At 70.4% G+C, this 22,197-nt stretch carries 21 protein-coding genes; 14 read left to right on the top strand and 7 right to left on the bottom strand.

The window, feature by feature from the left end; genetic code table 11:
* The first annotated feature begins 7 nt into the window (after nucleotides 1-7).
* From ACZ592_RS04875 to ACZ592_RS04865, 3 genes are read left to right on the top strand one after another with little or no spacing between them, the layout of a single operon-like run.
* Nucleotides 8-424 carry a hypothetical protein gene (locus tag ACZ592_RS04875; protein WP_471580107.1) on the top strand — a complete coding sequence of 139 codons (417 nt, stop codon included), beginning with the start codon at nucleotides 8-10 and terminating at the stop codon, nucleotides 422-424.
* Complete coding sequence (locus ACZ592_RS04870) at nucleotides 414-1,109, top strand: hypothetical protein (protein ID WP_471580106.1); 696 nt, start codon at nucleotides 414-416, stop codon at nucleotides 1,107-1,109. Before ACZ592_RS04875 ends, ACZ592_RS04870 begins: the two co-directional genes overlap by 11 nt.
* A complete protein-coding gene (locus tag ACZ592_RS04865; RefSeq protein ID WP_471580105.1) occupies nucleotides 1,106-1,759 on the top strand; it encodes a hypothetical protein in 654 nt (217 codons plus the stop codon). Before ACZ592_RS04870 ends, ACZ592_RS04865 begins: the two co-directional genes overlap by 4 nt.
* A gap of 67 nt (nucleotides 1,760-1,826) precedes the next feature.
* Here the strand turns inward: ACZ592_RS04865 and ACZ592_RS04860 are convergent, their stop codons facing one another.
* From ACZ592_RS04860 to ACZ592_RS04845, 4 genes are all read right to left on the bottom strand, one after another.
* Nucleotides 1,827-2,729 carry a DUF3592 domain-containing protein gene (locus ACZ592_RS04860; protein ID WP_471580104.1) on the bottom strand — a complete coding sequence of 301 codons (903 nt, stop codon included), beginning with the start codon at nucleotides 2,727-2,729 and terminating at the stop codon, nucleotides 1,827-1,829.
* Nucleotides 2,726-3,496: a hypothetical protein gene (locus ACZ592_RS04855; RefSeq protein WP_471580103.1), complete on the bottom strand. Its 771-nt coding sequence runs from the start codon at nucleotides 3,494-3,496 to the stop codon at nucleotides 2,726-2,728. The genes ACZ592_RS04860 and ACZ592_RS04855 overlap by 4 nt, the downstream gene beginning before the upstream one ends.
* Complete coding sequence (locus ACZ592_RS04850) at nucleotides 3,496-4,797, bottom strand: putative T7SS-secreted protein (RefSeq protein WP_471580102.1); 1,302 nt, start codon at nucleotides 4,795-4,797, stop codon at nucleotides 3,496-3,498. The genes ACZ592_RS04855 and ACZ592_RS04850 overlap by 1 nt, the downstream gene beginning before the upstream one ends.
* A gap of 65 nt (nucleotides 4,798-4,862) precedes the next feature.
* A complete protein-coding gene (locus tag ACZ592_RS04845; RefSeq protein ID WP_471580101.1) occupies nucleotides 4,863-5,189 on the bottom strand; it encodes a hypothetical protein in 327 nt (108 codons plus the stop codon).
* Nucleotides 5,190-5,743: 554 nt separating this feature from the next.
* Here ACZ592_RS04845 and ACZ592_RS04840 point away from each other — a divergent pair.
* The 8 genes from ACZ592_RS04840 to ACZ592_RS04805 all read left to right on the top strand — a co-directional run bounded on the left by ACZ592_RS04840 (nucleotide 5,744) and on the right by ACZ592_RS04805 (nucleotide 12,180).
* Complete coding sequence (locus tag ACZ592_RS04840) at nucleotides 5,744-6,040, top strand: hypothetical protein (protein ID WP_471580100.1); 297 nt, start codon at nucleotides 5,744-5,746, stop codon at nucleotides 6,038-6,040.
* Nucleotides 6,041-6,051: 11 nt separating this feature from the next.
* On the top strand, nucleotides 6,052-7,317 hold the full coding sequence (locus ACZ592_RS04835; protein WP_471580099.1) for a putative T7SS-secreted protein: 1,266 nt from the start codon (nucleotides 6,052-6,054) through the stop codon (nucleotides 7,315-7,317).
* A gap of 47 nt (nucleotides 7,318-7,364) precedes the next feature.
* The gene (locus ACZ592_RS04830) at nucleotides 7,365-7,826 is read left to right on the top strand and encodes a hypothetical protein (RefSeq protein WP_471580098.1); all 462 of its coding nucleotides are present in this window, start codon (nucleotides 7,365-7,367) and stop codon (nucleotides 7,824-7,826) included.
* Nucleotides 7,813-8,466, top strand: coding sequence for a hypothetical protein (locus tag ACZ592_RS04825; protein WP_471580097.1), 654 nt, complete (start codon nucleotides 7,813-7,815; stop codon nucleotides 8,464-8,466). The genes ACZ592_RS04830 and ACZ592_RS04825 overlap by 14 nt, the downstream gene beginning before the upstream one ends.
* A complete protein-coding gene (locus ACZ592_RS04820) occupies nucleotides 8,463-9,068 on the top strand; it encodes a hypothetical protein (RefSeq protein ID WP_471580096.1) in 606 nt (201 codons plus the stop codon). Before ACZ592_RS04825 ends, ACZ592_RS04820 begins: the two co-directional genes overlap by 4 nt.
* Before the next feature lie 418 nt (nucleotides 9,069-9,486).
* Nucleotides 9,487-10,161 carry a hypothetical protein gene (locus ACZ592_RS04815; RefSeq protein WP_471580095.1) on the top strand — a complete coding sequence of 225 codons (675 nt, stop codon included), beginning with the start codon at nucleotides 9,487-9,489 and terminating at the stop codon, nucleotides 10,159-10,161.
* Entirely contained in the window at nucleotides 10,158-11,255 is a 1,098-nt protein-coding gene (locus ACZ592_RS04810) for a hypothetical protein (RefSeq protein ID WP_471580094.1), read from the top strand. Before ACZ592_RS04815 ends, ACZ592_RS04810 begins: the two co-directional genes overlap by 4 nt.
* 259 nt (nucleotides 11,256-11,514) lie before the next feature.
* Nucleotides 11,515-12,180 (top strand): hypothetical protein, encoded by a 666-nt coding sequence (locus tag ACZ592_RS04805; RefSeq protein WP_471580093.1) that lies wholly within the window; start codon nucleotides 11,515-11,517, stop codon nucleotides 12,178-12,180.
* A 259-nt stretch (nucleotides 12,181-12,439) separates the two neighbouring features.
* On the opposite strand, the gene ACZ592_RS04800 is transcribed toward ACZ592_RS04805, so the two are convergent.
* Nucleotides 12,440-12,739 carry a WXG100 family type VII secretion target gene (locus tag ACZ592_RS04800; protein ID WP_471580092.1) on the bottom strand — a complete coding sequence of 100 codons (300 nt, stop codon included), beginning with the start codon at nucleotides 12,737-12,739 and terminating at the stop codon, nucleotides 12,440-12,442.
* A 248-nt stretch (nucleotides 12,740-12,987) separates the two neighbouring features.
* Here ACZ592_RS04800 and ACZ592_RS04795 point away from each other — a divergent pair, with 248 nt between their 5' ends.
* Together ACZ592_RS04795 and ACZ592_RS04790 are read left to right on the top strand one after the other, a co-directional pair.
* Entirely contained in the window at nucleotides 12,988-17,709 is a 4,722-nt protein-coding gene (locus tag ACZ592_RS04795) for an FtsK/SpoIIIE domain-containing protein (protein WP_471580091.1), read from the top strand.
* A 10-nt stretch (nucleotides 17,710-17,719) separates the two neighbouring features.
* Entirely contained in the window at nucleotides 17,720-18,403 is a 684-nt protein-coding gene (locus ACZ592_RS04790; RefSeq protein ID WP_471580090.1) for a hypothetical protein, read from the top strand.
* Here ACZ592_RS04790 and ACZ592_RS04785 read toward each other — a convergent pair.
* Nucleotides 18,339-20,057 (bottom strand): protein kinase domain-containing protein, encoded by a 1,719-nt coding sequence (locus tag ACZ592_RS04785; protein WP_471580089.1) that lies wholly within the window; start codon nucleotides 20,055-20,057, stop codon nucleotides 18,339-18,341. The genes ACZ592_RS04790 and ACZ592_RS04785 overlap by 65 nt on opposite strands.
* A gap of 160 nt (nucleotides 20,058-20,217) precedes the next feature.
* On the opposite strand from ACZ592_RS04785, the gene ACZ592_RS04780 reads away from it, so the two are divergent.
* Nucleotides 20,218-21,246, top strand: coding sequence for an alpha/beta hydrolase (locus ACZ592_RS04780; protein WP_471580088.1), 1,029 nt, complete (start codon nucleotides 20,218-20,220; stop codon nucleotides 21,244-21,246).
* A 41-nt stretch (nucleotides 21,247-21,287) separates the two neighbouring features.
* Here ACZ592_RS04780 and ACZ592_RS04775 read toward each other — a convergent pair whose 3' ends face one another.
* The gene (locus ACZ592_RS04775) at nucleotides 21,288-22,175 is read right to left on the bottom strand and encodes a menaquinone biosynthetic enzyme MqnA/MqnD family protein (protein WP_471580706.1); all 888 of its coding nucleotides are present in this window, start codon (nucleotides 22,173-22,175) and stop codon (nucleotides 21,288-21,290) included.
* Nucleotides 22,176-22,197: the final 22 nt, after the last annotated feature.

The following is a 22,197-nucleotide window of genomic DNA, read 5'->3' as shown; positions in this document are numbered from 1 at the left end:
CACACTGATGACGGGAAATAGTGGCGCGCCGGACGAGCAGGCGGCAGTGGCGCAACGCCGTACGGCATGGCGGCTCGGCATCTTCAAATGCGTGTTCGTCTTCTCCCTGCTCCGCATGTTCGCTGCCCCCGCGACGAAGGACTTCTTCGACAGATACCTGGTGCCGTGGCCGACGTGGGAGTGGCCTCTCTACGCCCTCGTCCCGGTTGCCCTTGTCCACCTGTACCGGCGACCGGACGACTGGAGCGAGCTCTGGGGCGAGCGAGGCCTCATCAAATGGGCGCTCCTCCTGTACCTCTTCTACGCCCTGCTCTTCGCCATCGGCGCAGGCGTCTGGGTTCTGTGGATCGCCGTAATCATCTGTGTCGGCGGTCTCGCCAGCATCTGGCACCTCAACCGCAAGGAACGACTCCGTGCTGCCTAAACAGACCGAGCCGCCCTCGACGACCGCCGAGGCCTCCGACAGCACGGTCAGCGAGCCGCCTGTCACCGGCTACCGTCTCCTCATCCCCAGCGAATGGGCCCAAGTCCCCCTCCGCCACGGCACGGAGGACGCCGTTGGCCGGATCCTGGACGAGGCCTGTTCCCGTATCCCCGCCGACGCTCCGACGGACAAGATCGGGCCGTACAAGCGGGAACTGGAGCGCCGCTTCCGCGCGGCGGTCGCCGATGCCCGGAAGAGCAAGGCCCTGGACCTGTACCTGCCGGTGAAGCCCCTGAGCGATGTCAATATCGGGGCCTCGATCCTCGTCTCCGAGTCCGTCGTGCCCCGACGTGCCGGAAGCCCGGAGGGCGCGTCCGCGCCCACCGAAATCGCCGTCCAGCTGCTTTCCCGAGACGGCGCGGAGGACGTGGACCTGAGCTCGGGAGAGGTCGACGACGCCTTGGCCGTGCGTCGCGAACACGTGGCACAGGCTGCCGGCCCGCGCGGCGGAGAGCTCGCTTCCCGCCGCGTCGAGTACATGGTGTCCGTGCCGGACGACCCGGACCGCTGGTTCGTGGCCGCGTTCTCCACCGTCGGTGGTGGCGACCCTCGTGACGAGTTGGCCGACGCGCTCGTCGAATGGTTCGACGCCGTGATGGCGAACTTCCGCTGGATCAGAGGATGACGATGCCACCGGAGACGAGGCAACACCCGTCCGGGCGAGACCAGTTCTGGCCCATCATCGACATCGACGATGTCGACGACGACGCATGGGTCCTGGTACCGCCGCGCGCCGGCCGCACCGCTCCCTCACAGCCGTGGGCGGACATCCGCACCTGGTCCAGAGAGGTCGCCGAAGACCTGTGGACGGACGGCGACCTCGACCCCGGGCCCAACGGCGTCGACTTCGTCGCCGGCACCCTGGAGCGCACCGCCGAGGCCCTCGCCCCGCCCGGCTCCGACCACTGGGTCTTCCTCCACCTCGACCACCCGGCCGACGTACCGCTCCCTGTCTGCGCGGCGATCGGCCCGGCGTCGGGCCCCCGGGAGGAGACCCTGCGCGCGCTCACCGAGGCCGACGACCGGAGCGCCGTCGAGCTTCCGGTCGTCAAGCCCTTCACGTCCGACCGGCTCGGCAAGGGCATGACCACCTTCCGTTACGTCCCCCAGGAGGACTCACCCCACCTGCTGGCCTGCGTGCGGTACGCGTGGCAGGTCGAGGAGCACGGTGCGGACGTCGTCCTGTGGACGGCGTCCGAGGACATCGCGCACGTCCTGCGGGCGGCGGAGGACCTGGAGAACCTGGCGCGGTCGCTGGGGGTCTGGGCTCCCTGACTCCGGTACGCCGGACCACCGGTCGGGCAAGCCCCGCCCGGTGCCCCCGCAAAGGCCCCGTGGCGGCTCAGTCACGGGGTACTTCCTCGTTCACCGTCTCGCGGAAGCGCCACGAGCCGCGGTTGCCCGCCGCCTCCGCGCGCAGCCCCGTTTCCCAGGCGATCCGCGCCGCCCGCTGCTGGGAGACCTCGGGGTACTCCTCCGGGGGCACCTTGATGTAGCCGCGCCGGTCGGCGGGGTGGGTGCGCAGGGCCTCGCGGAGCTTCTCCTCCTGCTCGGTCCGCGTGGTGTGGTCGCGGGCCGCGGTTCCGTAGGCCCGCTGCACCCTGGACGCGGTCTTCCGCTTCGCCTCGCTCCGCTGCCTCGCGGTGTCCGAGCCCCGCCACGTCATCCACGCGAGGGCGCCGAGGGCGGCGAGGGCGGCCGCAGCCGAGCTGACCAGTTCGGCCGTGGCGTCCGCCTCGTCCGGCGTGCGCGGTTCGAGCCTGCCCCGGGGGTCGGCGAGGACGGTGAGGACGTCGCCGACCTCGTACTGCTTGAAGCCCGTCCCCATTTCGGGGCCCGGCACCCGGGTGCCGTCCCGCTCCGCCAGGACGTAGTGGGAGCGGCGGCCCTTGCCCTGGCCCGGGTCGAGTCGCTCCTTCACCACGGTGGCCGTGACCTTCTCGCCCCGCACCTGAAGGGTCAGGTCGTCGCGGATCAGGTTCGCGCCGTAGGCGGCGAACAGGGAGGCGATGACGACGAACAGCGCCGCGCCCGCGCTGGACTCCCTGGCCCCCAGCCGCCGTATCGGCACGATCAGCACCAGTACCAGCACGACTCCCAGGGGCACCATGAGAAGCGCGTCCGTGGTGTCCAGCAGGTACAACCCCGCGATCACGGCGAGCACGAAGCAGCCGAGACCGATCGCCAGCGCGACGGGGTGCCGCGTGCGCCTGATCCGGGTCTCGTCGTGCGCGTCCGTGCTCATGCCTGGTGCTCCGTTTCCGTGCCCGTTCCCGTACTCATTTCCGTGCCCGTTCCGCCGGAGGCCGGGAGGCCGCCGCCGACCTCTTCGCGTCGGGCGTCCGGGGCGGGCTCCTCGGCCGAGACCGACTTCAGGATGCCGGTGAGGATGTCCAGGTACTCGGCCCAGTGGTCGAGCTGCTCGGTCATGAAGACGAAGAGGACCGATCCGGGGCCGTACTTCAACGGCACGCAGACCTGCACCTGCCGGAGCGTGGTGGGGATGGGCTCGTCCAGGCCGAAGAGGACGCCGGGAAGGCTCAGGTCCTGATCCCGTATGCAGAGGGCGGAAGGTCCGTACGGGAGCATGATCAGTGCCACCTCGGCATCCTCGTACCGCTCGCGCCACTGGACGGCCGTCCGCCTGGCCGTGCCCTGCCTGTCCTGGTTCTCCGGTCCGGCGTCCGGCCTTTCGACGAGCACGCTCAGCGTCCCCTGGGACAGCCGGCCGTCGGGCATCCGCAGGAGGCAGGCCGACACGTGCTCCGCGCCTGCCGTGATCATGGTCTGGAGCGCGTACTCGCCGGACACGACCAGGCTGAACTTCTGCGACGGCGTGGCGTCGGCGAAGAGCGGGTCGACTGCTTCCGCCAGCCGCAGCATGCGCTGCTCGGGGTCCTCGTCGAGGTCGAACTCCTGGAAGCCCGGCGGGAGTTCGAACCAGAAGTCGGGTACGCCGAGGTCGGACGAGGAGAGTCCGGGCATGCCCGGCGCCGCGTCGGTGAGAGCCATCAGCTCGTCAGCTCCCACGCACCCAGCCCGATGGCGCTGCCGATGGCGACGGCGCCGCCGAACTTGCCGCCACTGGAGCCGGTGACGATGTTGCCCGCACCGGTGCCCCAGGTGGCCGCGTCGTACTTGCCGGCACTGGTCTCGTACGCGTTGATCGCGGTCGGCGCGGTCCAGGCGGTCGCGGCGGCGGCCTGGACGCCTTCCGTGGCGGTCAGGGCGGCACCGCGCGAGAGCCCCAGCTTGCTCGCGGCGGCCATGACCGGCTTGTCGATGACCTTGGCGACCGGATCCGCCCCCTTCGCCAGCCTCTTCGTGGCCGCGGCAGCCGTCTTGAGGCCGACCTTGGTGCCCTTGGCGGCACCTCCGGCGCCTCTCGCCGCCTTCAGTCCGGCCCTCGCACCCCCGAAGCCGGGCACCATGCCGAGCGCGTCGCCGCCCAGGGTCAGCCAGTTGCCGAGGTTCTGGCCGTTGTTGCCCGTGGGCGGGAACAGGCCGCTCATTCCGTACGCCGACGCATGGGCGAAGAACGCGACGGCGCTCAGCCCGACGGCCAGCGGCGCGAGCACCGGGCAGAAGATGGCGATGACGCCGACCACGGAGGCGACGACGGTGATCCAGTCCGCGTGGCTCTTGATCCATTCGCCGATCTCGGCGAGGACGTCGCCGAGCGTGCCGGGCAGGTCGGCCAGCGCCTTGCCGAGGCTCTCGAGCGCGCTCCCCAGCTTCTCCCACATGCCGGGTTCGTTCGGGGCGATGTCCATGGCGGACTTCAGCCGTTCGGCGATCTGTCCGCCGTACTCCTGGTAGGCCTTCTTGAGCCGTCGGGCCTTGCGGCGGATCTCCTCCAGCTCCATGTCCGTGGAATTCACCGCCCGGTCGGCCTCCCGGAGCGCCTCCTCGTGCTCCTTGGCGGACTTCCCGCCCTTTCCCTCCTGGCCACCCCGGCCGACTTCGCCGTTGGCGCCCCGCTTCTCCCCGTGGTCGCGCTTGAGCTTGTCGGCCCTCTCGTGGGCATCGCTCAGCCGCTTGTCGACCCTGGCCGCATCGGCCTCCAGGTCGACAGCGGCCTTCTGCTTGCCCTCCATGTACTCCGCCCAGTCCTCCAGGGCGGTGGCGGCACCGTGGAACGAATCGCGGGCCTCGTCCATCCTGGGCCGGAACTCGTCGTCGAACTTCTCCCGGAAGCCCTCCGCGGCCTTGCCCTTCCAGTCGCCGACGCCGGTGCCGTGCAGCACCTGGCAGATCTCGGCGAGCGCCTTGGCCGTCTTGCGGACCTTCTTGGCGATGTCGTCCGCCACCACGCGGTCACCCGGGCAGGGAATGAACCCCAGGGACGGAAAATCACCCAACAGCACCTCGGCCATGGCTACTTGCCCGCCCCCTTGCCGCTTCCACCCTTACCGCCTTTACCCTGCTCCGCGGCCCCGGCGAGCTCGTCGTCCAGCTTCTCGAAGGACTCCTTGATCTTGAGCAGAGCCTCGGACGCCTTCCCCGAGAACTTCGTCAGCTGCTTGATCCCGTACGACCACTCGTCGCCGAAGTCATCCATGCGCCGGGCGAGTTCGGGCACTCCCATGGCGTCGCCGGTGACCTTCTCCATGTCCCGGCCCGGCTCCTTCATCAGATGCGCGATGTGGTCGAGGTTGTGCCGCACGCGGTTCAACACCGCGTAGTCGACCGCCAGATCACTCATCCCGCTCCCCCGTTCCCCTGGTGCCGCGCGCACGTCTCCCCGGCCGCCACACCTCTTCTACTACACCTCTGTAGAGGAAGCTACCATCGCCCGCCGCACGAGCCACGACGTCCCCGCACGCCCCCAGCGGCGTCGACCGGCCCGGTCGCTCGACGAGGGCAGGCAATTGGAAATCAATCAATCCGACCGCACGAATTGAGGGCCGATAACAAGTCCCGCAAGGGAACTTCGACAGGAGCCAATTCCCCTCTCACTCAATTCTCCGTGGCGCGACGGCACGGCGAAGCTATCACCGGCCCGAAGGGACACGGAAAGAAATTGACGTAACGCATACGCGTACAAGGCGGCCGTCCCACCCTCCGCGCCGCCGCACGCCCTCGCCGCACGCGTCACAACACGGTGACGGTCCGCCGGATTGCACCGGCTCGCCCGGAAATCGCCCCTGGCCGGATCCAGACCCCCCTGGATAACGTCGACCCCCTGAGACGGCGCCCCTGTCCCACCGGGCGCCGTACCGAACGCCCCGGCTGCCGAGGGAACCGCGAGGAGGCCCCATGACCGATCTCGGTGTGGATTACGACTACCTCTACACGATCAAGAAGGACTTGGGGACCGTACGCAAGGAGTTCAAGGGGTGCACCGGGCACCAGGAGGACCTGCGGGACGACTACGGATCGCCCTACGTCGCCGGCGCCATGGACGACTTCACCACCAACTGGGACGACCACCGAAAAGAACTCCTCGACAACATCGAAAAGGTCGGAAAACTCGTCGAGCAGTCGATCGAGAATTTCGAGAAGCTCGACAAAGAGCTGGCAGAGGCCAACAAACGCAAGAAGAAGACCAAGTAAGGGAGAAGCGCGTGGCTGGCCGTCCTGTCGACTGGTCCCCCCTGACCGAAAAAGACCCGACTCCCGGCGACCCGGTCGCCGTCCGCGAGGAGGCGAAGCGGCTCTCGACCATCGCGGAGACCCTGTCCCGGCAGGTGTCGAAGCTCCGCCGGCTCGGTGACGACGACAACATCAAGGGCAAGTACGCGGAGAGCCTCAAGGAGGAGTCCGACGAACTCGCCGGGCGCTTCGAGAAGACCAAGGGGCGGTACGAGAAGGTCTCGGGCCATCTGACCACCTGGGCCAGGGAGTTGGAGCACGCGCAGGACCTGGCCAGGAAGGCGCGTGACAAGGCACAGGCCGACGAGAAGGACGAGGACGCGGTCAAGGAGGCGAAGAAGGACCTCTTCAAGGCCACGTCCCACTTCAACAGTCACGCGATGACGGCGCGCCGCAACATCCTGGACGCCATCGACGACGCGGTGGAGGACAGCACCTGGGACAACCTGGTCGGCTGGGCCAAGGAGCACGCCGACGGGTTCAAGCTCTTCCTCGACATCCTCAGCTGGGTCGGCACGGCCCTGGCCATCGTCGCCATCTTCGTGCCAGGGCTCAATCTCCTGGTCATCGGCCTGGGCGTGGCGGTCGTACTGGGGCGCATGCTGCTGGTGGCGGCCGGCAAGGCCACCTGGATGGACGTCGCCTTCGACGCCTTCGGACTGCTCACGATGGGCCTCGGCCGGGGCGCCATGGCCGGACTCAAGGTGGCGAGCAAGTCGACGCGTGCCGCCTCGACCGTGCAGCGCGTCACCAAGCTCAAGGACGGCCTCGCGGCGACCAAGGGCCTGCGCAACCAGTTGGCGAACCGGCTGGCCGGCGCGGGCGACGACGCCACCAGGGCCGGCATCCGGCAGGAGATGAACGCCCTGCGCAAGGGCATCGCCGGACGGGCCGGGAGGGTCGCCGACGAGCTGCCGCCGCCCGGCAAGCTGGCCACGGCGGCGCACCTGGGCGACAGCGAGCTCGCCGCCCTGCGCAAGGGGATCAGCACGAACAAGAAGCTCTTCGGCGAGGGAATCTCGCAGGGCACCAAGTTCGGCGGCAACACGGCCTACGGCGTGGCCATGGGCTCGGCGTACGCCGGTACGGCCGTCGACTGGGGCGACAAGCTGCTGGGGGACAACGACACCCTGAACGCCGCGAGCGACGGCCTTGACATTCCGCACAAGCCCAGCTGGGACGCGTACAACGACTTCAAGGGAAGCCACGGCGTGACGCAGGCCCAGTCGGCCTGGTGAGGCCGGCCGCGACGCACGGAAGACGCACGGAACCAGGAGCCGCGCACATGGTCGACAACACAACATCCGGCGCGGCAACCGGCGCCGCGGCGCCTGCTCTCGCGCCCGAGGACAGGAAGGTGATCAGGAACGCGCGCATCGCCCTGGTGACTCCGCTCGCCTTCCTCATCGTCGCGATCGTCGGCGGGGTGCTCATCGACTCGGCGGCTCTGCCGAAGTCGCTGAGTGTCGTCTTCCGCCTCCCCGGGCAGGCGTTGCCGCTGCTCGCGGTGGCGGCCCTGTCCGCCGGCGTGGCCGTGCTGCACCGCAGGAGACGTTGGCGCAAGGAGTTCGTCCTCCACTTCGCCGGGGGCGGTCTCGCCCAGCTCGCTCCGCTGCTCCTGCTGATGCACCACCACCCCGCTGTCCTCATCGCCCCGCTCCTGCCCGGGGCCCTCACGCTCGCGTACCGGGCGTACGGCTCGTACGGAGCCCCGGAACGAAGGAGCCGCCGCGATGCCGCCGGCTGACACCAGGAACGCTTTCGGCTACACCCTCGTCATCCCGCCCGGCTGGGCGAGGATCCCTCTCAAGGAGGGCACCCAGGACGCGGTCAAGAAGATCGTCGACGACGCCGCGGAGCGGATCTCCGACGACCTGCCGCGCGACAAGGTGACCGAGGCACGGCTCGAGTTGTACCGGCGCCTGAACTCCTCGGTGAAGGAGGCGCGCCAACGGGACGGCGTGGACCTCTACCTCCCCGTCGAGCCCATGCACGGCTATCTCATCGCCGCCTCTGTCATCGTCGCCAAGTTCGACGGGGCGCGGCGGGACGGGGTCACCCGCCAGGACGTGCTGACGCAACTCCTCACGGATTCCGCGGACGCCACGGGCTCGACCGGCTCCACGGGCTCCGAGCCCGCTGAGGTGGACGGTTCGCCCGCCGTACGCAAGGAACGCACGGTGCCCGCCGATCCGGAGAAGGGCGTCGAGGCACCGTCCAAGCACGTCGACTACCTCGTGCAGGTACCGTCGAACGGCACCGACTCCGGCTGGGTCGTCGTCAGTTTCAGCACGCTCGGCGACGGTGATCCCGCAAGCGACTTCACGGAGATCCTCGTCGAACTCTTCGACGCCCTGATGACTACGTTCCGCTGGAGGACCGAGTGAACGTCACCTTCTCCCTCGACACGGACAGCGACGCCACCGTCTGGCCCGCCGTGCCCCTCCTCGGCGAAGGGCGCGGTGCCGCCCGGGAGCGCAAGAAGTGGGCGCGACGCACCTCGGAGCTGCTGTGGTCGCTCGTCGAGGACGAGCAGGTCGACAAGAAGCAGGTCAAGATGCTGGCCTTCGAGCTGGACTCCGTGGCGGAGCAGGTCCCCCGGGCCATCCCGGTGCACCAGCTCTTCCTCTACGTCCCCGACCCGCGCCGCGAGTTCCTGACCTTCCTGGTGCACGCGGGCGAGAGCAAGGGCGACGTCGACGCGACGCTGGACGAGCTCGTCCAGAAGGACGAGCCGGGCGCCGCCCAGGACCCCGAGGTCATCGACTTCGACACGGAACGCCTGGGCCGCGGCAAACGCTCCATCCGCTACTTCGTCGCCGCCAAGGCGGAGGCCATGTGCGTCTCGGTGAACTACGCCTGGCGCCTGGAGTCACTGGGCATCGACGTCATCGTACGGACGCTGGGCGAGGACATCGGCTGGATCACCTCGAACATCGACGAGTTCGACGAGTTCGCGCGGAGCCTGTTCATCAACCTCGACACGTGACGCCCGGCGGCCGCGTCCCCCAGCCGGGCCGGATCCTCCTGGGCGTGAACATCGCAGGCCGACTGCACCATCGCCGTCAAGAAGTCCTCTCGACAGCCGGCGTCGCCCCTGGGCCTGGGCCTGTCCACCTTCGAGCGGGAATCCGAGCCGGACGTCACGGTCGCGGACATCCAGTCGGTCAACCGCTGAAGGCGAACCACCGTCAGGTCACCTCGCCCCGTAAGCCGCGAACGGGGAGGCGGCGGTCGTGAACAGGGCCCCTCGCAAGGCCACCTTCCGCCCCCTACGACACGTCACGACACGGTGACAGTCCGCTGAAATCAGCTGACTTGCCCCGCTATCGAACCTGGCGGAACCCGCAACCCCACGGTTAACGTCGGCACGCTGGAGACACCCCTCGCCCCACCGGGAGCCGACCGTGAACCGCCGCACCATGCCCGTCACCGCCGCGCTCGCCGCGACCGCTGCCCTGCTCCTGACGGCCTGCGGCAGCGGGGACGACGGCGACTCCAAAGACAACGACAAGATCGCCGGGGCCGACGAGAACACGGGGAAGCCGGAGAAGTCGAAGGAGCCCTCGGGGGCACCGGCGGCGGACAAGCCCGACGGCGTGGACGTGTCGCTGCCGAAGAGCATGAACCTGGTCTTCGACTGGACCAGGCCGAAGGACAAGAACGAGGCGGCGGCGATGAACGACGCGGCCAACTACCTTCGCGCCATCTACCGGGGCGTCGACAAGCGCACCACCAAGGACGCAGCCCTGACCGCCTATGCGACCGGCGGAGGTCTGCACTACGCGAAGGTGCAGATCAACGAATGGATCAAGGGCGGCTGGACCGGCGACGGCACTCGCCGTCACTACCAGGCGACCACTCGATCCGCCCCGAACGGCAACTCCGTCGAAGTCGCTTTCTGTGCGGACACCGGAAAGTTCTTCGGCAAGGAGATCAAGACCGGGAAGGTCCTGAAGACCAAGCCGAGTCCCAAGGACTTCTCGTACTACAAGGTCATCATGGTCAAGTACCCCACGGGCAAGGGGCTTTGGCAGGCGTCGAAGGTGTTCGTCGAGACGGAGGCGAAGAAGTGCCAGTGAACAGATCACGACGTACAGCCCACCGTGTCGGCACGGCTGTGACCCTCGCGATCGGCGCTCTCGTCGTCACGGCCCCCATGGCCGTGGCCGAACCGGTGGACACCGGTAAGGGCAGACAGAACGGCGGCACCGAAGAGAAGGGCGGCGGCGACGACTCCGGCACCGGCATCTACGCCGCCGCGAAGGTCCGGTACACCGGCGCGGTCGCCAAGGGCGGCGGCAGCGGCAACGTCGCGTCCGCCGACGTCAACTGGGATCCCCCGCCCTGCTGGTACGCCCCGATGTACGGCGCCAAGCAGTTCAAGAAGAAGATGTCCAAGGAGCTCGACAAGGCCGCGAACACGCCCGGGATGACCGGACACGCGGGCGCGGCCATCAACGAGCTGGAGCGTCACTACGAGGACGACTACGGCTGGACCGACACTCCCGGCTACAAGGACTACAACGTCGACAAGGACGGCGAGGGCATGTTCTGGGCCGCCGTCGAGAACCCCGACGAGCCGGACCTCCTCAAGCGCACCTCGTGCAGCGACATCCCCTTCTGGGTCGACAACGGCGAGGCCCCGCCGCCCCAGCACGAGGAGGCCATCAAGCCGGAGATGCTCGCAGCCCTGGCCTATCAGCACATGGAGCTCCCCAAGACGAAGGTCTCCCTCGCGCCCGACGGCACCACCAAGGTGAACCTGCCCACGTGGGCGTGGCTCGACAAGGCGGCCTTCGACGACGTCGAGGCGACCGCGGCCATCGACGTCCCGGGGTTCGAGATCCGGGCGACGACGACCGCCAGGCCCAGGTCCCTCGCCCTCAAGCCGGGCACCGGCGACGCCACCCTGATCCCCGCCGACGGCGAATGCCCCATCGTCGACGGCAAGATCGGCGAGCCGTACGCGAAGGGCAAGGCCAAGGAGACCCCGCCCTGCGGCATCGTCTACGGCCGCTCGTCGGCCGGCGCGACGTTCCCGCTGAAGGCGTCCCTCACGTGGGAGATCAGCTGGACGGGAACGGGTCAGGCCGATCCGGTGCGGATGCCCGACGGCACGATCGAGGTCACCCAGGACGTCACCGTCGAGGAAGTCCAGTCGGTCAACCGCTGAGCCACGGGAAGCGGACCCCGCGCACGGTCAGTCCACCCACCCGAGCGACCCCGCCATCGCGTCGCACAGCCTCTCCATCGGGCCGGCCATCCCCGTGGCCGGCGCCGCGAAGGAGAGCATCAGTAGTCTGCACCGCCCGGCACATGGACGTGGGAGTCGAGGCTCGTCGGGCCGAGGACACACACGGCGGTGCCTGTGGGCAGGCCCGTCACCGAGACGCAAGCGAGCCCGCTCCCTGCCGACGAGGAGAGTCCTGCACATGACATCCAGGGGCAACCAGCGTGTGATCACCGCCCGCCTCGGCGTCCGGGCGGAGGCGGCGGGGTGGTGCACGATCGGCAAGATCCCCACGCCACCCGCCGAGGTGGTCCAGGCCGCGGGTGCTCCCCGGCTGCGCCCGGCAATCATGCCCCCGCTGGGCATGCTCGGGACGGCGCTGGCCGCACCGCTCATACCGGTCGTCTCGCTGCTGTCCCTGCTGGACCGTGCTCGCGAAGCGCTCTTCGAGAACAACGGGGACGAGAACCGGCGAGCACGCGAGGACGACGACCGGCGCGAGCTGCTCATCTCCCGGCAGGGGTTCGACCGCGTCTTCGACGGCAACTGGGAGGGCGAGGCGGGGCAGTTCCTGCTTCACTGGTACAGCCACTCCCCTCACCATCAGCGTCTCGTCGTCGCGACGCCGAGCGAGACCGTCCTGGCCGCTCCGCCGCGGCGTGTCTCCGTAGGGCGGGAAAAGCGCATGGAGGTCGTCGCGCGCCTGCCCGTCGGGACGGCCACCCTGGTCGATCCGTTCCACGGAGAGTTCAGGACTCAATTGCTGCTGCTGAAGTTCCGCGACGAATCCTGGATCCGGCTCACGACCGAGGAATTCCGCAGCGAACTCCACATGCACGCGATGCGCCAGCCCATGTCAGGCAACTGACAGCACGAAGAGGGGTATTCGGGCTTCCGAGGGCCGTCTCAGACACAAGGGTGTTGGCGTAGGCGGGTCGGCGTAGGCGTGTGGGCGTAGGCGGGTCGGCGTACGCGTGTGGGCGTAGACGTGTCGGCGTAGACGGGTCGGCGTAGGCGCGTGGGCATGGGAGTGTCGGCATCAGAGCGCCCCCGGGCCCCGGGGCGTCGAGCGGGGGTGACGGAGGTGGACTCCGGCACTCCCCACCCGTCGGCGCCGCGCTCGATTACTACTTCCGCGCGGCCTTCCCCAGCTCCTCGTCGATCTGCTCGTACTTGTCGGCAGCGTTCGTGAGGTAGTCGCCCATGCCGTCGAGGCCGTCGATGGTCTTCTTCGCGCCCTCGACGAACTCGTCGAAGTTCTCGTCGAAGGCCTTCGAGGCGCTCTTGGTGACGAAGCCCGTCTCGACGAGGTTCTTGATGTACTTCTTCAGCCCGTCGAGCTTCTCGTTGAGCTTGTCCTTCTCCTTGACGACGTGCTTGGCCGCGTCACGCATGTCCTGATATGTGACATCAAGGTCCTTGGCCATGTGGCTCTCTCCTCATCAACTGGCCGCAGGGCCAACCCCCGTGGCTCCCGTCAGAGCGGATGATGCGATCGTCCGCTCTTGCGCCAGCAGCTTACGGGTGGGGCCGATGGGATTCACAGCCCGGTTGAGTCACAGGTCTGCCATGACGAGGCGCCTGTTCCGGTATGAGCCTGTGCACAGCCCGTTGCCTGTGGGAAGGGTGGAGCGGATATCGTCACAGCCATTGTTCAGCTCCGGGGAGGACGATCGTGCGCCTGACTCTGACCGTCGTCGATCCGTTCGGCGGTGGTGCCGCCGACGTGGTTCTCGACGCCGATCCCGAGTCCACCGTGCAGGACATCGCGGTGGAACTGGCCCGGCAGGTCGGGCACAGCGGCGCACAGATCATTCCGATCGGGCAGGGTCAGCAGGTGCCCGCAGGCAACGCCCCGATGATCTACGTCGACGGGTACGCCGTCGATCCCGCCGCCACCGTCGTCACCTCGCCGCTGCGCGAGGGCGCCATCGTCAGCCTCAACGATCCCGCCGGCTGTCTGCCGGGCGAACCCTCCGGCCTCGTCGAGCTGCGCGTCGCGAGCGGGACCGCCGCGGGGGCGGTCCACCGGCTCGGCATCGGGCGCTACGACATCGGCAGCGGGCCCGCCTCGTACATCCGCATCGACGATCCGGAGATGGCCGCCCGCGCCCTGACGTTGTCAGTTGCAACCGATGGCACCTGCCAAGTCACCCTGCACGGGGAGGAGAAGGACAAGGAGGGCGTAACCCTCGACGGGGAGCCCTTCGGCGAGGAGAAGGAGGAGGCCGAGCCGCCCGCTCCCGAAGGGGAGTCCCGCAAGGAGAGGAAGGCGCGGGAGAAGCGGGAGAAGAGCCAGAAGAAGGAGCGGAAGGAGCAGCGGGGGAAGGGGCGGCTCGACACCATCGCCTGGCCCCTCGGCGCGCAGATCGCTCTCGGCAACACCCTCCTCGAACTCGTCAGGTACACGCCTCCGAACGCCGCCCTGAAGTGGTCCGAGGACGGCGCGGGGCTCGACTACAACCGGCCGCCGCGGCTGCGGCCGCCCGAGCGTCAGACCGCCTTCCGGCTGCCGAGCCCGCCCCGGGAGTTCGAGGCGCGGCCGCTGCCGTGGCTGATGGCGCTCTTCCCGCTGGTCGGTGCCGTCGTCGCCGCGATGATCTTCAATCGCTGGTACTACCTGATCATGGCGGGCCTCAGCCCGATCATGCTCTTCGGCAACTACTTCATGGACAAGAAGCACGGGCGGAAGTCCCATGCGAAGCAGGTCAAGGAGTACAAGGAGACGAAGGCGCGGATCGAGAAGGACGCGCAGGACGCGCTGGTCGCCGAGCGGCTCGACCGGCGCAACGCCGTCCCCGACCCGGCCACCGTCCTCGCCCTGAGCACCGGCCCCCGCACCCGGCTGTGGGAGCGGCGGCGGACCGACGGCGACCATCTGCTGCTGCGCTTCGGCACCGGGCAGCTGCCCTCCGAGGTCGTCCTCGACGACCCGGAGATGGACGAGCACCGGCGCCAGGTGACGTGGAAGATCGAGGACGCGCCCGTCGCGCTCCCGCTGAAGGGCCTCGGGGTCATCGGCATAGCCGGGCCCGACGACTCCGCCACCGCGCTGGGCCGCTGGGCGGTGGCGCAGACCGCGACGCTGCACAGCCCGATGGACGTGCAGTTCTACGTGCTGACCGAGAACACGTCCAAGGACAGCTGGGACTGGATGCGGTGGCTGCCGCACGCGCGGCCGTCCGGCGGCCAGGACATCAACGTACTCATCGGCACGGACGCCGAGACCGTCGGCGCCCGCATCGGCGAGCTGACACAGATCCTCGACGCGCGGCTGAAGGCCGTGGAGGAGAACAAGGGACAGGGCGCGAACTTCTCCGACCCCGACATCGTCGTGGTGTGGGACGGCTCGCGGCGGCTGCGGTCCCTGCCGGGCGTGGTGCGGCTGCTGCGCGAGGGCCCCGCCGCGCACATGTACGCGCTCTGCCTCGACACCGAGGAGCGGTTCCTGCCCGGTGAGTGCCAGGCCTTCGTGGTCGCCGAGCCCAAGGCGCAGGAGTACGCGCACACGCCGGGCGGCGCCGGTCAGCCGCACGCCCCGCACCTGCCCGCCCAGCCCCCGCGGGCCCCCGGCGGCTTCCCGTCCTTCCAGGCCTGGCACACCACCGCGCCCGACCCGCAGCAGTCCACCGCCGTGCGCGAGCTGCGGCTGCGCGTCGAGATGAGCGGCGCGGAGCGGCTGCGCGACGTGCGTCCCGACTTCGTGACGCCCGCCTGGTGCCTGCGCCTCGCGCGCTCCGTGTCCGCGCTGCGCGACATCAGCGGCGAGACCGAGGACTCCGCGCTGCCCGGGTCGAGCCGGCTGCTCGACGTGCTGCAGCTGGAGCCGCCGACGTCCGGTGCGATCACCGCGCGCTGGCAGGCCGGCGGGCAGTCGACGATGGCCGTCATCGGTGAGTCGTACGACGGCGCGTTCGGCATCGACATGCGCAAGGACGGCCCGCACGGTCTGATCGCGGGCACCACCGGCTCCGGTAAGTCGGAGCTGCTGCAGACCATCGTGGCCGCGCTCGCCGTGGCCAATACGCCGGAGAACATGACCTTCGTCCTCGTGGACTACAAGGGCGGCTCCGCGTTCAAGGACTGTGTGAAGCTGCCGCACACCGTCGGCATGGTCACCGACCTCGACGCGCACCTCGTCGAGCGTGCCCTGGAATCGCTCGGCGCCGAGCTGAAGCGGCGCGAGCACATCCTCGCCGACGCCGACGCGAAGGACATCGAGGACTACCAGGACCTGGTGCGGCGCGATCCCTCGCACCCGCCGGTGCCCCGGCTCCTCATCGTCATCGACGAGTTCGCCTCCATGGTGCGCGACCTGCCCGACTTCGTGACGGGCCTCGTGAACATCGCCCAGCGTGGCCGTTCGCTCGGCATCCACCTGCTGCTCGCCACGCAGCGGCCCTCCGGTGTCGTCTCCCCCGAGATCCGCGCCAACACCAACCTCCGCATCGCGCTGCGCGTGACGGACGGCGGCGAGTCCAGTGACGTCATCGACTCCCCCGAGGCCGGGCACATCTCCAAGAACACCCCCGGTCGCGCGTACGTGCGGCTCGGGCACGCCTCCCTCGTGCCCTTCCAGTCGGGACGCGTCGGTGGCCGCCGCCCCGGTGCCGCCGACCCGGCGCTGCTCGCGCCCTGGGTCGACGCCCTGGACTGGCCCGCGCTCGGCCGGGCCTCGCTGGTGAAGCCGAAGGCGGAGGCCCGCCAGGAGGAGGAGATCACCGACCTGAAGGTCCTGGTGGACGAGATCATCGAGGCCAACAGGACCCTCGGCATCCCCGCCCAGCACAGCCCCTGGCTGCCCGCGCTCGGCGAGACCCTGCTGCTCGACGAGATCCCGGCCCCGGCGGCCCGCACGGCACCCGGCACGCTCACGCCCGCCGCGTACGGCGTCGAGGACCTGCCCGCCGACCAGGCGCGCCGCCCGGTCGTCGTGGACTTCGCGCACTTCGGCCACCTGATGATCGGCGGCGCCCCGCGCTCCGGCCGCTCGCAGGTCCTGCGGACCATCGCGGGTTCCCTGGCGCGCACGCACTCCTGCTCCGACGTCCACCTGTACGGCATCGACTGCGGCAACGGCGCGCTCAACGCGCTGACCCGCCTGCCGCACTGCGGCGCCGTCGTCAGCCGCAACCAGACCGAGCGCGTGGTGCGCCTCATCAACCGTCTCAAGGGTGAACTCACGCGCCGCCAGGACCTGTTGGCGGACAAGGGGTACGCGGACATCGGCGAGCAGCGGGCCGACGCCGAGGCGGACGAGCGGCTGCCGCACCTGGTCGTGCTGCTGGACCGCTGGGAGGGCTGGCTGCCCACGCTCGGCGAGGTCGACCACGGCTCGCTCACCGACGAGATCACCACGATCATGCGCGAGGGCGCGAGCGTCGGCATCCACATGGTCATGACGGGTGACCGGCAGATCCTGGTGGGCCGCATCTCCTCCCTCACCGAGGACAAGTACGGCCTGCGCCTCGCGGACCGCTCCGACTTCTCGATGCTCGGCATCCCGGCCCGCAAGGTGCCCGAGGAGATCGCGCCGGGCCGCGCCTTCAGGAACGAGAGCGGCACGGAGACGCAGTTCGCGCTGCTCTCCGAGGACTCCACGGGTCAGGGCCAGGCCGCGGCGATCGCCGCGATCGGCGAGCAGGCCGCGGCCCGCGACGCCGACGTGCCGCGCCACCGCCGCCCGTTCCGGGTGGACACGCTGCCCAGCCGCATCTCCTTCGAGGAGGCGTGGGAGCTGCGCGACCCGGAGGCCGCGCGCTCCAAGCTGTGGGCGCTCGTGGGCATCGGCGGCGACGAGGTCATGGGGTACGGCCCCGACCTGGCGCAGGGCGTGCCGGCGTTCGTCATCGCGGGCCCGGCCAAGTCGGGGCGCTCGACGGTCCTGCTGAACATGGCGCGTTCGTTCCGCGCGCAGGGTGTACGTCTCGTCGTCGCCGCCCCCCGCCTCTCGCCGCTGCGCGAACTGGAGGGCACCGAGGGCGTGTTGAAGGTGTTCACCGGCGACGACATCGACGAGGACGAGTTCGAGGAGCTCATCGACGGCGCGGAGGCCTCCCGCGAGGACCCGGTCGTCGTCCTCGTCGACGACGCCGAGATGCTGGAGGACGCCGACGCGGCGAGCCAGTTCAAGCGGATCATCCAGCGCGGCGCCGAACTGGGCCTCGCGCTGGTCCTCGCGGGCGACGAGGAGGACGTCTGCAGCGGCTTCTCGGGCTGGCAGGTCGACGCGAAGAAGGGCCGCCGCGGCATTCTCCTGTCGCCGCAGGACAGCTCAAGCGGCGACCTCATCGGCCTGCGGATCTCGCGCAGCCTGGTCGGCGGCCCGATCGCGCCCGGCAAGGGCATGATCCACCTCGGCAACGGTGAACTCTCCACGCTGACCACGCCGTTGTAGGAGGCGGGGCGTGGGCGGATCGGCGAAGAAGGCCCGGCGGCGCGCGGCCGGGCCCGCGCTGCGCTACGAGCACGCGCCGGGGGCGCGGACGTCCGGCCCGTCCCGGAAGGGGTGGGGGAGGCGGTCGGGGCGCGAGCGGCGGCGCATCAGGCCGAGCTCCGTGGGCTTCGGGCTGGGCGTGCTGACCGCGGTGGTCGTGGGGAGCGTGGCGCTCGTCCACGGGCCGGTGCGGTGGTCCGGCGTGCTGTGGCGCGAGCTCGCGCCGGACTGGCCCGGGGCAGGGTACGGCTTCGCGGCCACGGCGGGACTGCTCCTGCCGGTGGCCGGGGCCTTGATGATCATTCCGCTGGCCCTCACCGACTGGCGTGGCACGGGGCCGCGTTCGAAGGTACGGGCCCTCGCCGCGCTGCCGGGTGCGGGCGCGGCGCTCCTGCTCCTGTGCGCCGTGCTGCAGACGGTCAGGACGCGGGGCGCCGACCGGCACGGTACGTGCCGCACGGCCGGCGAGTACTGCTGGATCAGCTCCCACTACCCCTACGTGTGGGTGGTCGCCCTCGTGGGGACCGTCCTCGGCGTGGCGGGGGTCCTCGCGCTGTACGACCTGCACACCGAGCTCCGCGGGAACCGCCTCACCCCACCGGAGAGAGCCGCGCCTTCGGGTCCCCCGCCCCCGGATCGTCCGACGTGTACGTGAGGTTCTTGCCGTCCGGGCGCAGATAGACCGTGTGCGTCGTCTGCGAGCACTGGCCGCCGTTGCCCTGCGCCCCCTTGCCCGTGGCCACGAGCCGCTTGTCCGAGGCGGACTTGAGGGTCAGGACGTCCGTGCAGGTGTTGCCGATCGGATCGTGCTGGACCACCGTGCCGAGCCGCCCGCCGGGCTCCGCGCTCCGTACGGTCACCGTGAACGTGCCGAGCGGAATCGTGCCGTCGCTCGCGTCCGCCGTGCCGCTCCACTTGCCGAGGTAGGCCTCGGGCACGCGGCCCGGGGAAGTGCTGGGCGCTCCGGACGCCGCGGGCGGCCTGCGGCCCGCGCCCTGGTCCTCCGCCCCGCTGTCGCCGTCCGGCAGCATCCCGAAGACGAACACGGAGCCGACCGTGACGGCGGCGAGTGCCCCCGCGACGGCGAGCGCGACGGTGCAGCTGACCCTGCGGCCCCGCCCGGCCGGCCCCTCGGGACCCGAGGTCGCGGCCACGGAGACGGAGAACCTGCCGGGCGGCCGGGTGTCCGCCTGCGCCCGGGACCCGGAGCGGGGCGACGGCACCGGGGTGGCTTGCGGGGCCGGGTGCGGGGCCGGTTGCGGGCCGCGGTCGTCGGCGTACGCGGACGGCGCGGCGTACGAGGCGTCCGGCGGCCCGAACGAGCCCTGCACGGCAGGGGCGTCGAACGCCACCGGACCGGAGGGCGCGTCCACCGGGGCCCCGCCAGGACCCGCCGCCGCGCCCGCCCCCGCCCCCGTGTCCAGGTCGAGGAGCCGTACCGCGCTGCGGCTCACCCGCTCCACCACGGGCCCCGGCAGCCACCCGGCCGCCACGAGCGGTGCCGCGCCCTGCGGGGCGAGGCGGCGGGCGAGCTCCTCCGGGGCGGGCCTGGCCGCCGCGTCCTTGGCCAGGCAGGCGGCGGCGAGCTCGCGCAAGTCGCCGCCGAGCGCGCCCAGTTCGGGCTCCTCATGGACGACCTTGTAGAGCAGCGCGGCCGACGAGTCCCCGGCGAAGGGCGACTCCCCCGTCGCCCCGTACACCAGGACGGCCCCCAGCGAGAAGACGTCCGCCGCGCCCGTGACGCCCTTGCCGAGGATCTGCTCGGGCGACATGTAGCCGGGCGAGCCGATGGAGACGCCGGTCGAGGTGAGCGAGGCCGTGCCGTCCGTGGCGCGCGCGATGCCGAAGTCGATGAGGCGGGGGCCGTCGAGCGTGAGCAGGACGTTCGACGGCTTCACGTCGCGGTGGACGAGTCCCAGCGCGTGCACGTGTGCCAACGCCTCGGCGAGGCCCGCCCCGAGGACCCGTACGGAGTGCGCGGGCAGCGGCGCCCCCTCGCGCACCGCCTCCGTCAGCGAGGGCCCCGCCGCGTACCCCGTGGCGACCCACGGCACGGACGCCTCCGGGTCCGCGTCCAGGACGGGCGCGGTCCAGTCGCCGCCGACCCGGCGCGCCGCGTCGACCTCGCGGCGGAAGCGGGCCCGGAACTCCTCGTCGAGCGCGAAGTGCGGATGGACGACCTTGACCGCGACGGTGCGGCCGCCCGCGCTGCGCCCCAGGTAGACCCGGCCCATGCCACCCGAACCGAGCCGGCCGAGCAGCCGGTAGGGACCGATCACGGTGGGTTCGTCGGCTTCGAGCGGATGCATGACCTTGGCCTCCCCCAGGCGTGCCGTCGGACACCTCGCGCGCCTCAGCACTCCGGATCAGCGTAGTGCGGAAGCCGCCGGGGAACGCCCCGGCCCACCTACCCCTCTACATGTGCGTAATGACCGTATTGCTCAGCTACGTCCCCACTCCGAGGTCCCCATGAACCGCCGCCCGTCCCCCACCGCCCTCGCGGCGACCGCCGCCGCCCTGACGTCGGCGCTGCTCCTTTCGGCCTGCTCGGGCGACAAGGGCGAACCGGTGAGCTTCGACCGTCCGAAGTCGTCGTCCGGCACCGCTCCGGGGCCGAAAGGGGTGAAGGGCGCGGCGGCCGGGAAGACGCTGCTCCCCACGGGACCCAAGGCGGAGTTCACCACCGAGAGCACCCTGGACGACGGCACGAAGATCGCCGTGACGACATTGAAGGGAAAGAAGTCCGGATTCACCGGCAAGGTGTGGGTCTGGGCGCCGAAGCAGTACTTCGACCCGAAGTACGCGAACAGCGGCTTCCCCGTACTGGTCGCCCTGCCCGGCGGTAACGGCTACCCCAATAACTATTGGATGGGGACCGACCTCAAGCTGGAGAGCAGCATCGCCAAGTGGTCCAGGGAAGGAAAGAGCCTGCCGTTCGTCGTGGTGATGCCCGTGCTCAATCCGGACGCAAAGAACTATTACGACGGGAGCGATATACCGGGGCAGCCCAGAATGGGCACGTGGATGACGGACGACGTACCGGATTTCGTCAAGGCGAATTTCCGTACGTTCACGTCCCGGGACGGCTGGGCCTTCATGGGCTCCTCGTCGGGCGGCTTCGTCGGCCTCAAGTCCGTGCTGAAGCACCCGGACAAGTTCCGCGCCGTGATCGCGAGCGGCCCCGACACCGTCCCGGACTCCCCGCTCTGGGCGGGCCACGAGAAGGAGCGCAGGGCCAACGACCCGGAACGCCTGGCCCGGCACCTCGCCGACAGCAAGGGCCCCGAGGTCGACCTCGCCTTCCAGATCGGCACGGAGGAGTCCGGCCGGGCCAATCTGCGCACGTTCATCAAGACGTACGGGAAGGGCCCCGTGAAGACGCGGCTCAACGTCATCCAGGGCGGCGGCCACAACGCACGGAGCTACGTCCCCGCGATGGCGGACGGCCCCATCCAGTGGATCAGCAAGCACATGCAGGCACCGATCCCCGGCAGCTGAGCCCAGGCACCTCTCCCCCCGGGCGCGGCCGTCACCCGGGGTCAGGTCTCCAGCAGCGCCACCTTCACGTCCGCGGGGAAGCCCGTCGTCGGCCCGACCCGGCGGGCGAACTCGGTGACGCCCGCGAGCTGCTCGCCGCCGAAGCGGAAGTCGAGCGTCGTGAAGTACCGCTCCAGGACGCCGGCGTCGAAGGACTCCCAGCGCGCGGCCTGCTCGGCGACCTTGCCGACCTCCTCCAGGGAGAGGTCGCGCGAGGAGAGGAAGGCCTTGTGCACCGCGCGCACGACCTCCGGCTCGCGCGCCGTGTAGTCGCGGCGGGCGGCCCAGACGGCGAAGACGAACGGCAGGCCCGTCCAGTCCTTCCACATCTGGCCGAGGTCGTACACGTCCAGGCCGAGCCGCGGCCCGTCGATGAGGTTCGCGCGCAGCGCGGCGTCGCCGATCAGGACGGCGGCGTCCGCCTCCTGCATCATCACGCCCAGGTCGGGCGGGCACGTGTAGTAGTCCGGCTGTACGCCGTACCGCTCGGCGAGCAGCAGCTGCGCCAGGCGCACGGAGGTGCGCGAGGTCGAGCCGAGCGCGACGCGGGCGCCGTCGAGACGGTCGAGCGGCACCTGCGAGACGATCACGCAGGACATGACGGGCCCGTCGCAGCCGACCGCGAGGTCGGGGAAGGCGACGAGGTCGTCGGCGTTCTTCAGGAACTCGACGAGCGTGACGGGCGCGATGTCGAGCTCGCCCCTGACCAGCTGCTCGCTGAGCTTCTCCGGGGTGTCCTTGGTCAGCTCGAAGTCGAGGAGCGTTCCGGTCCGCGCGAGACCCCAGTACAGGGGCATGCAGTTCAGGAACTGGATGTGACCGACGCGCGGCCGGGGAATGCGGCGGGAGTCGTGCGGCTGTTCGGCGCCTGCCCCCGCGAAGGCGTCCAGGGGAGAATTGTCCACATCGGGG

It is taken from the genome of Streptomyces sp. NPDC040622, from assembly GCF_055593965.1.
Note: the sequence above shows the minus strand (reverse complement) of the source record. Positions and strands in the feature narration are given on the sequence as shown.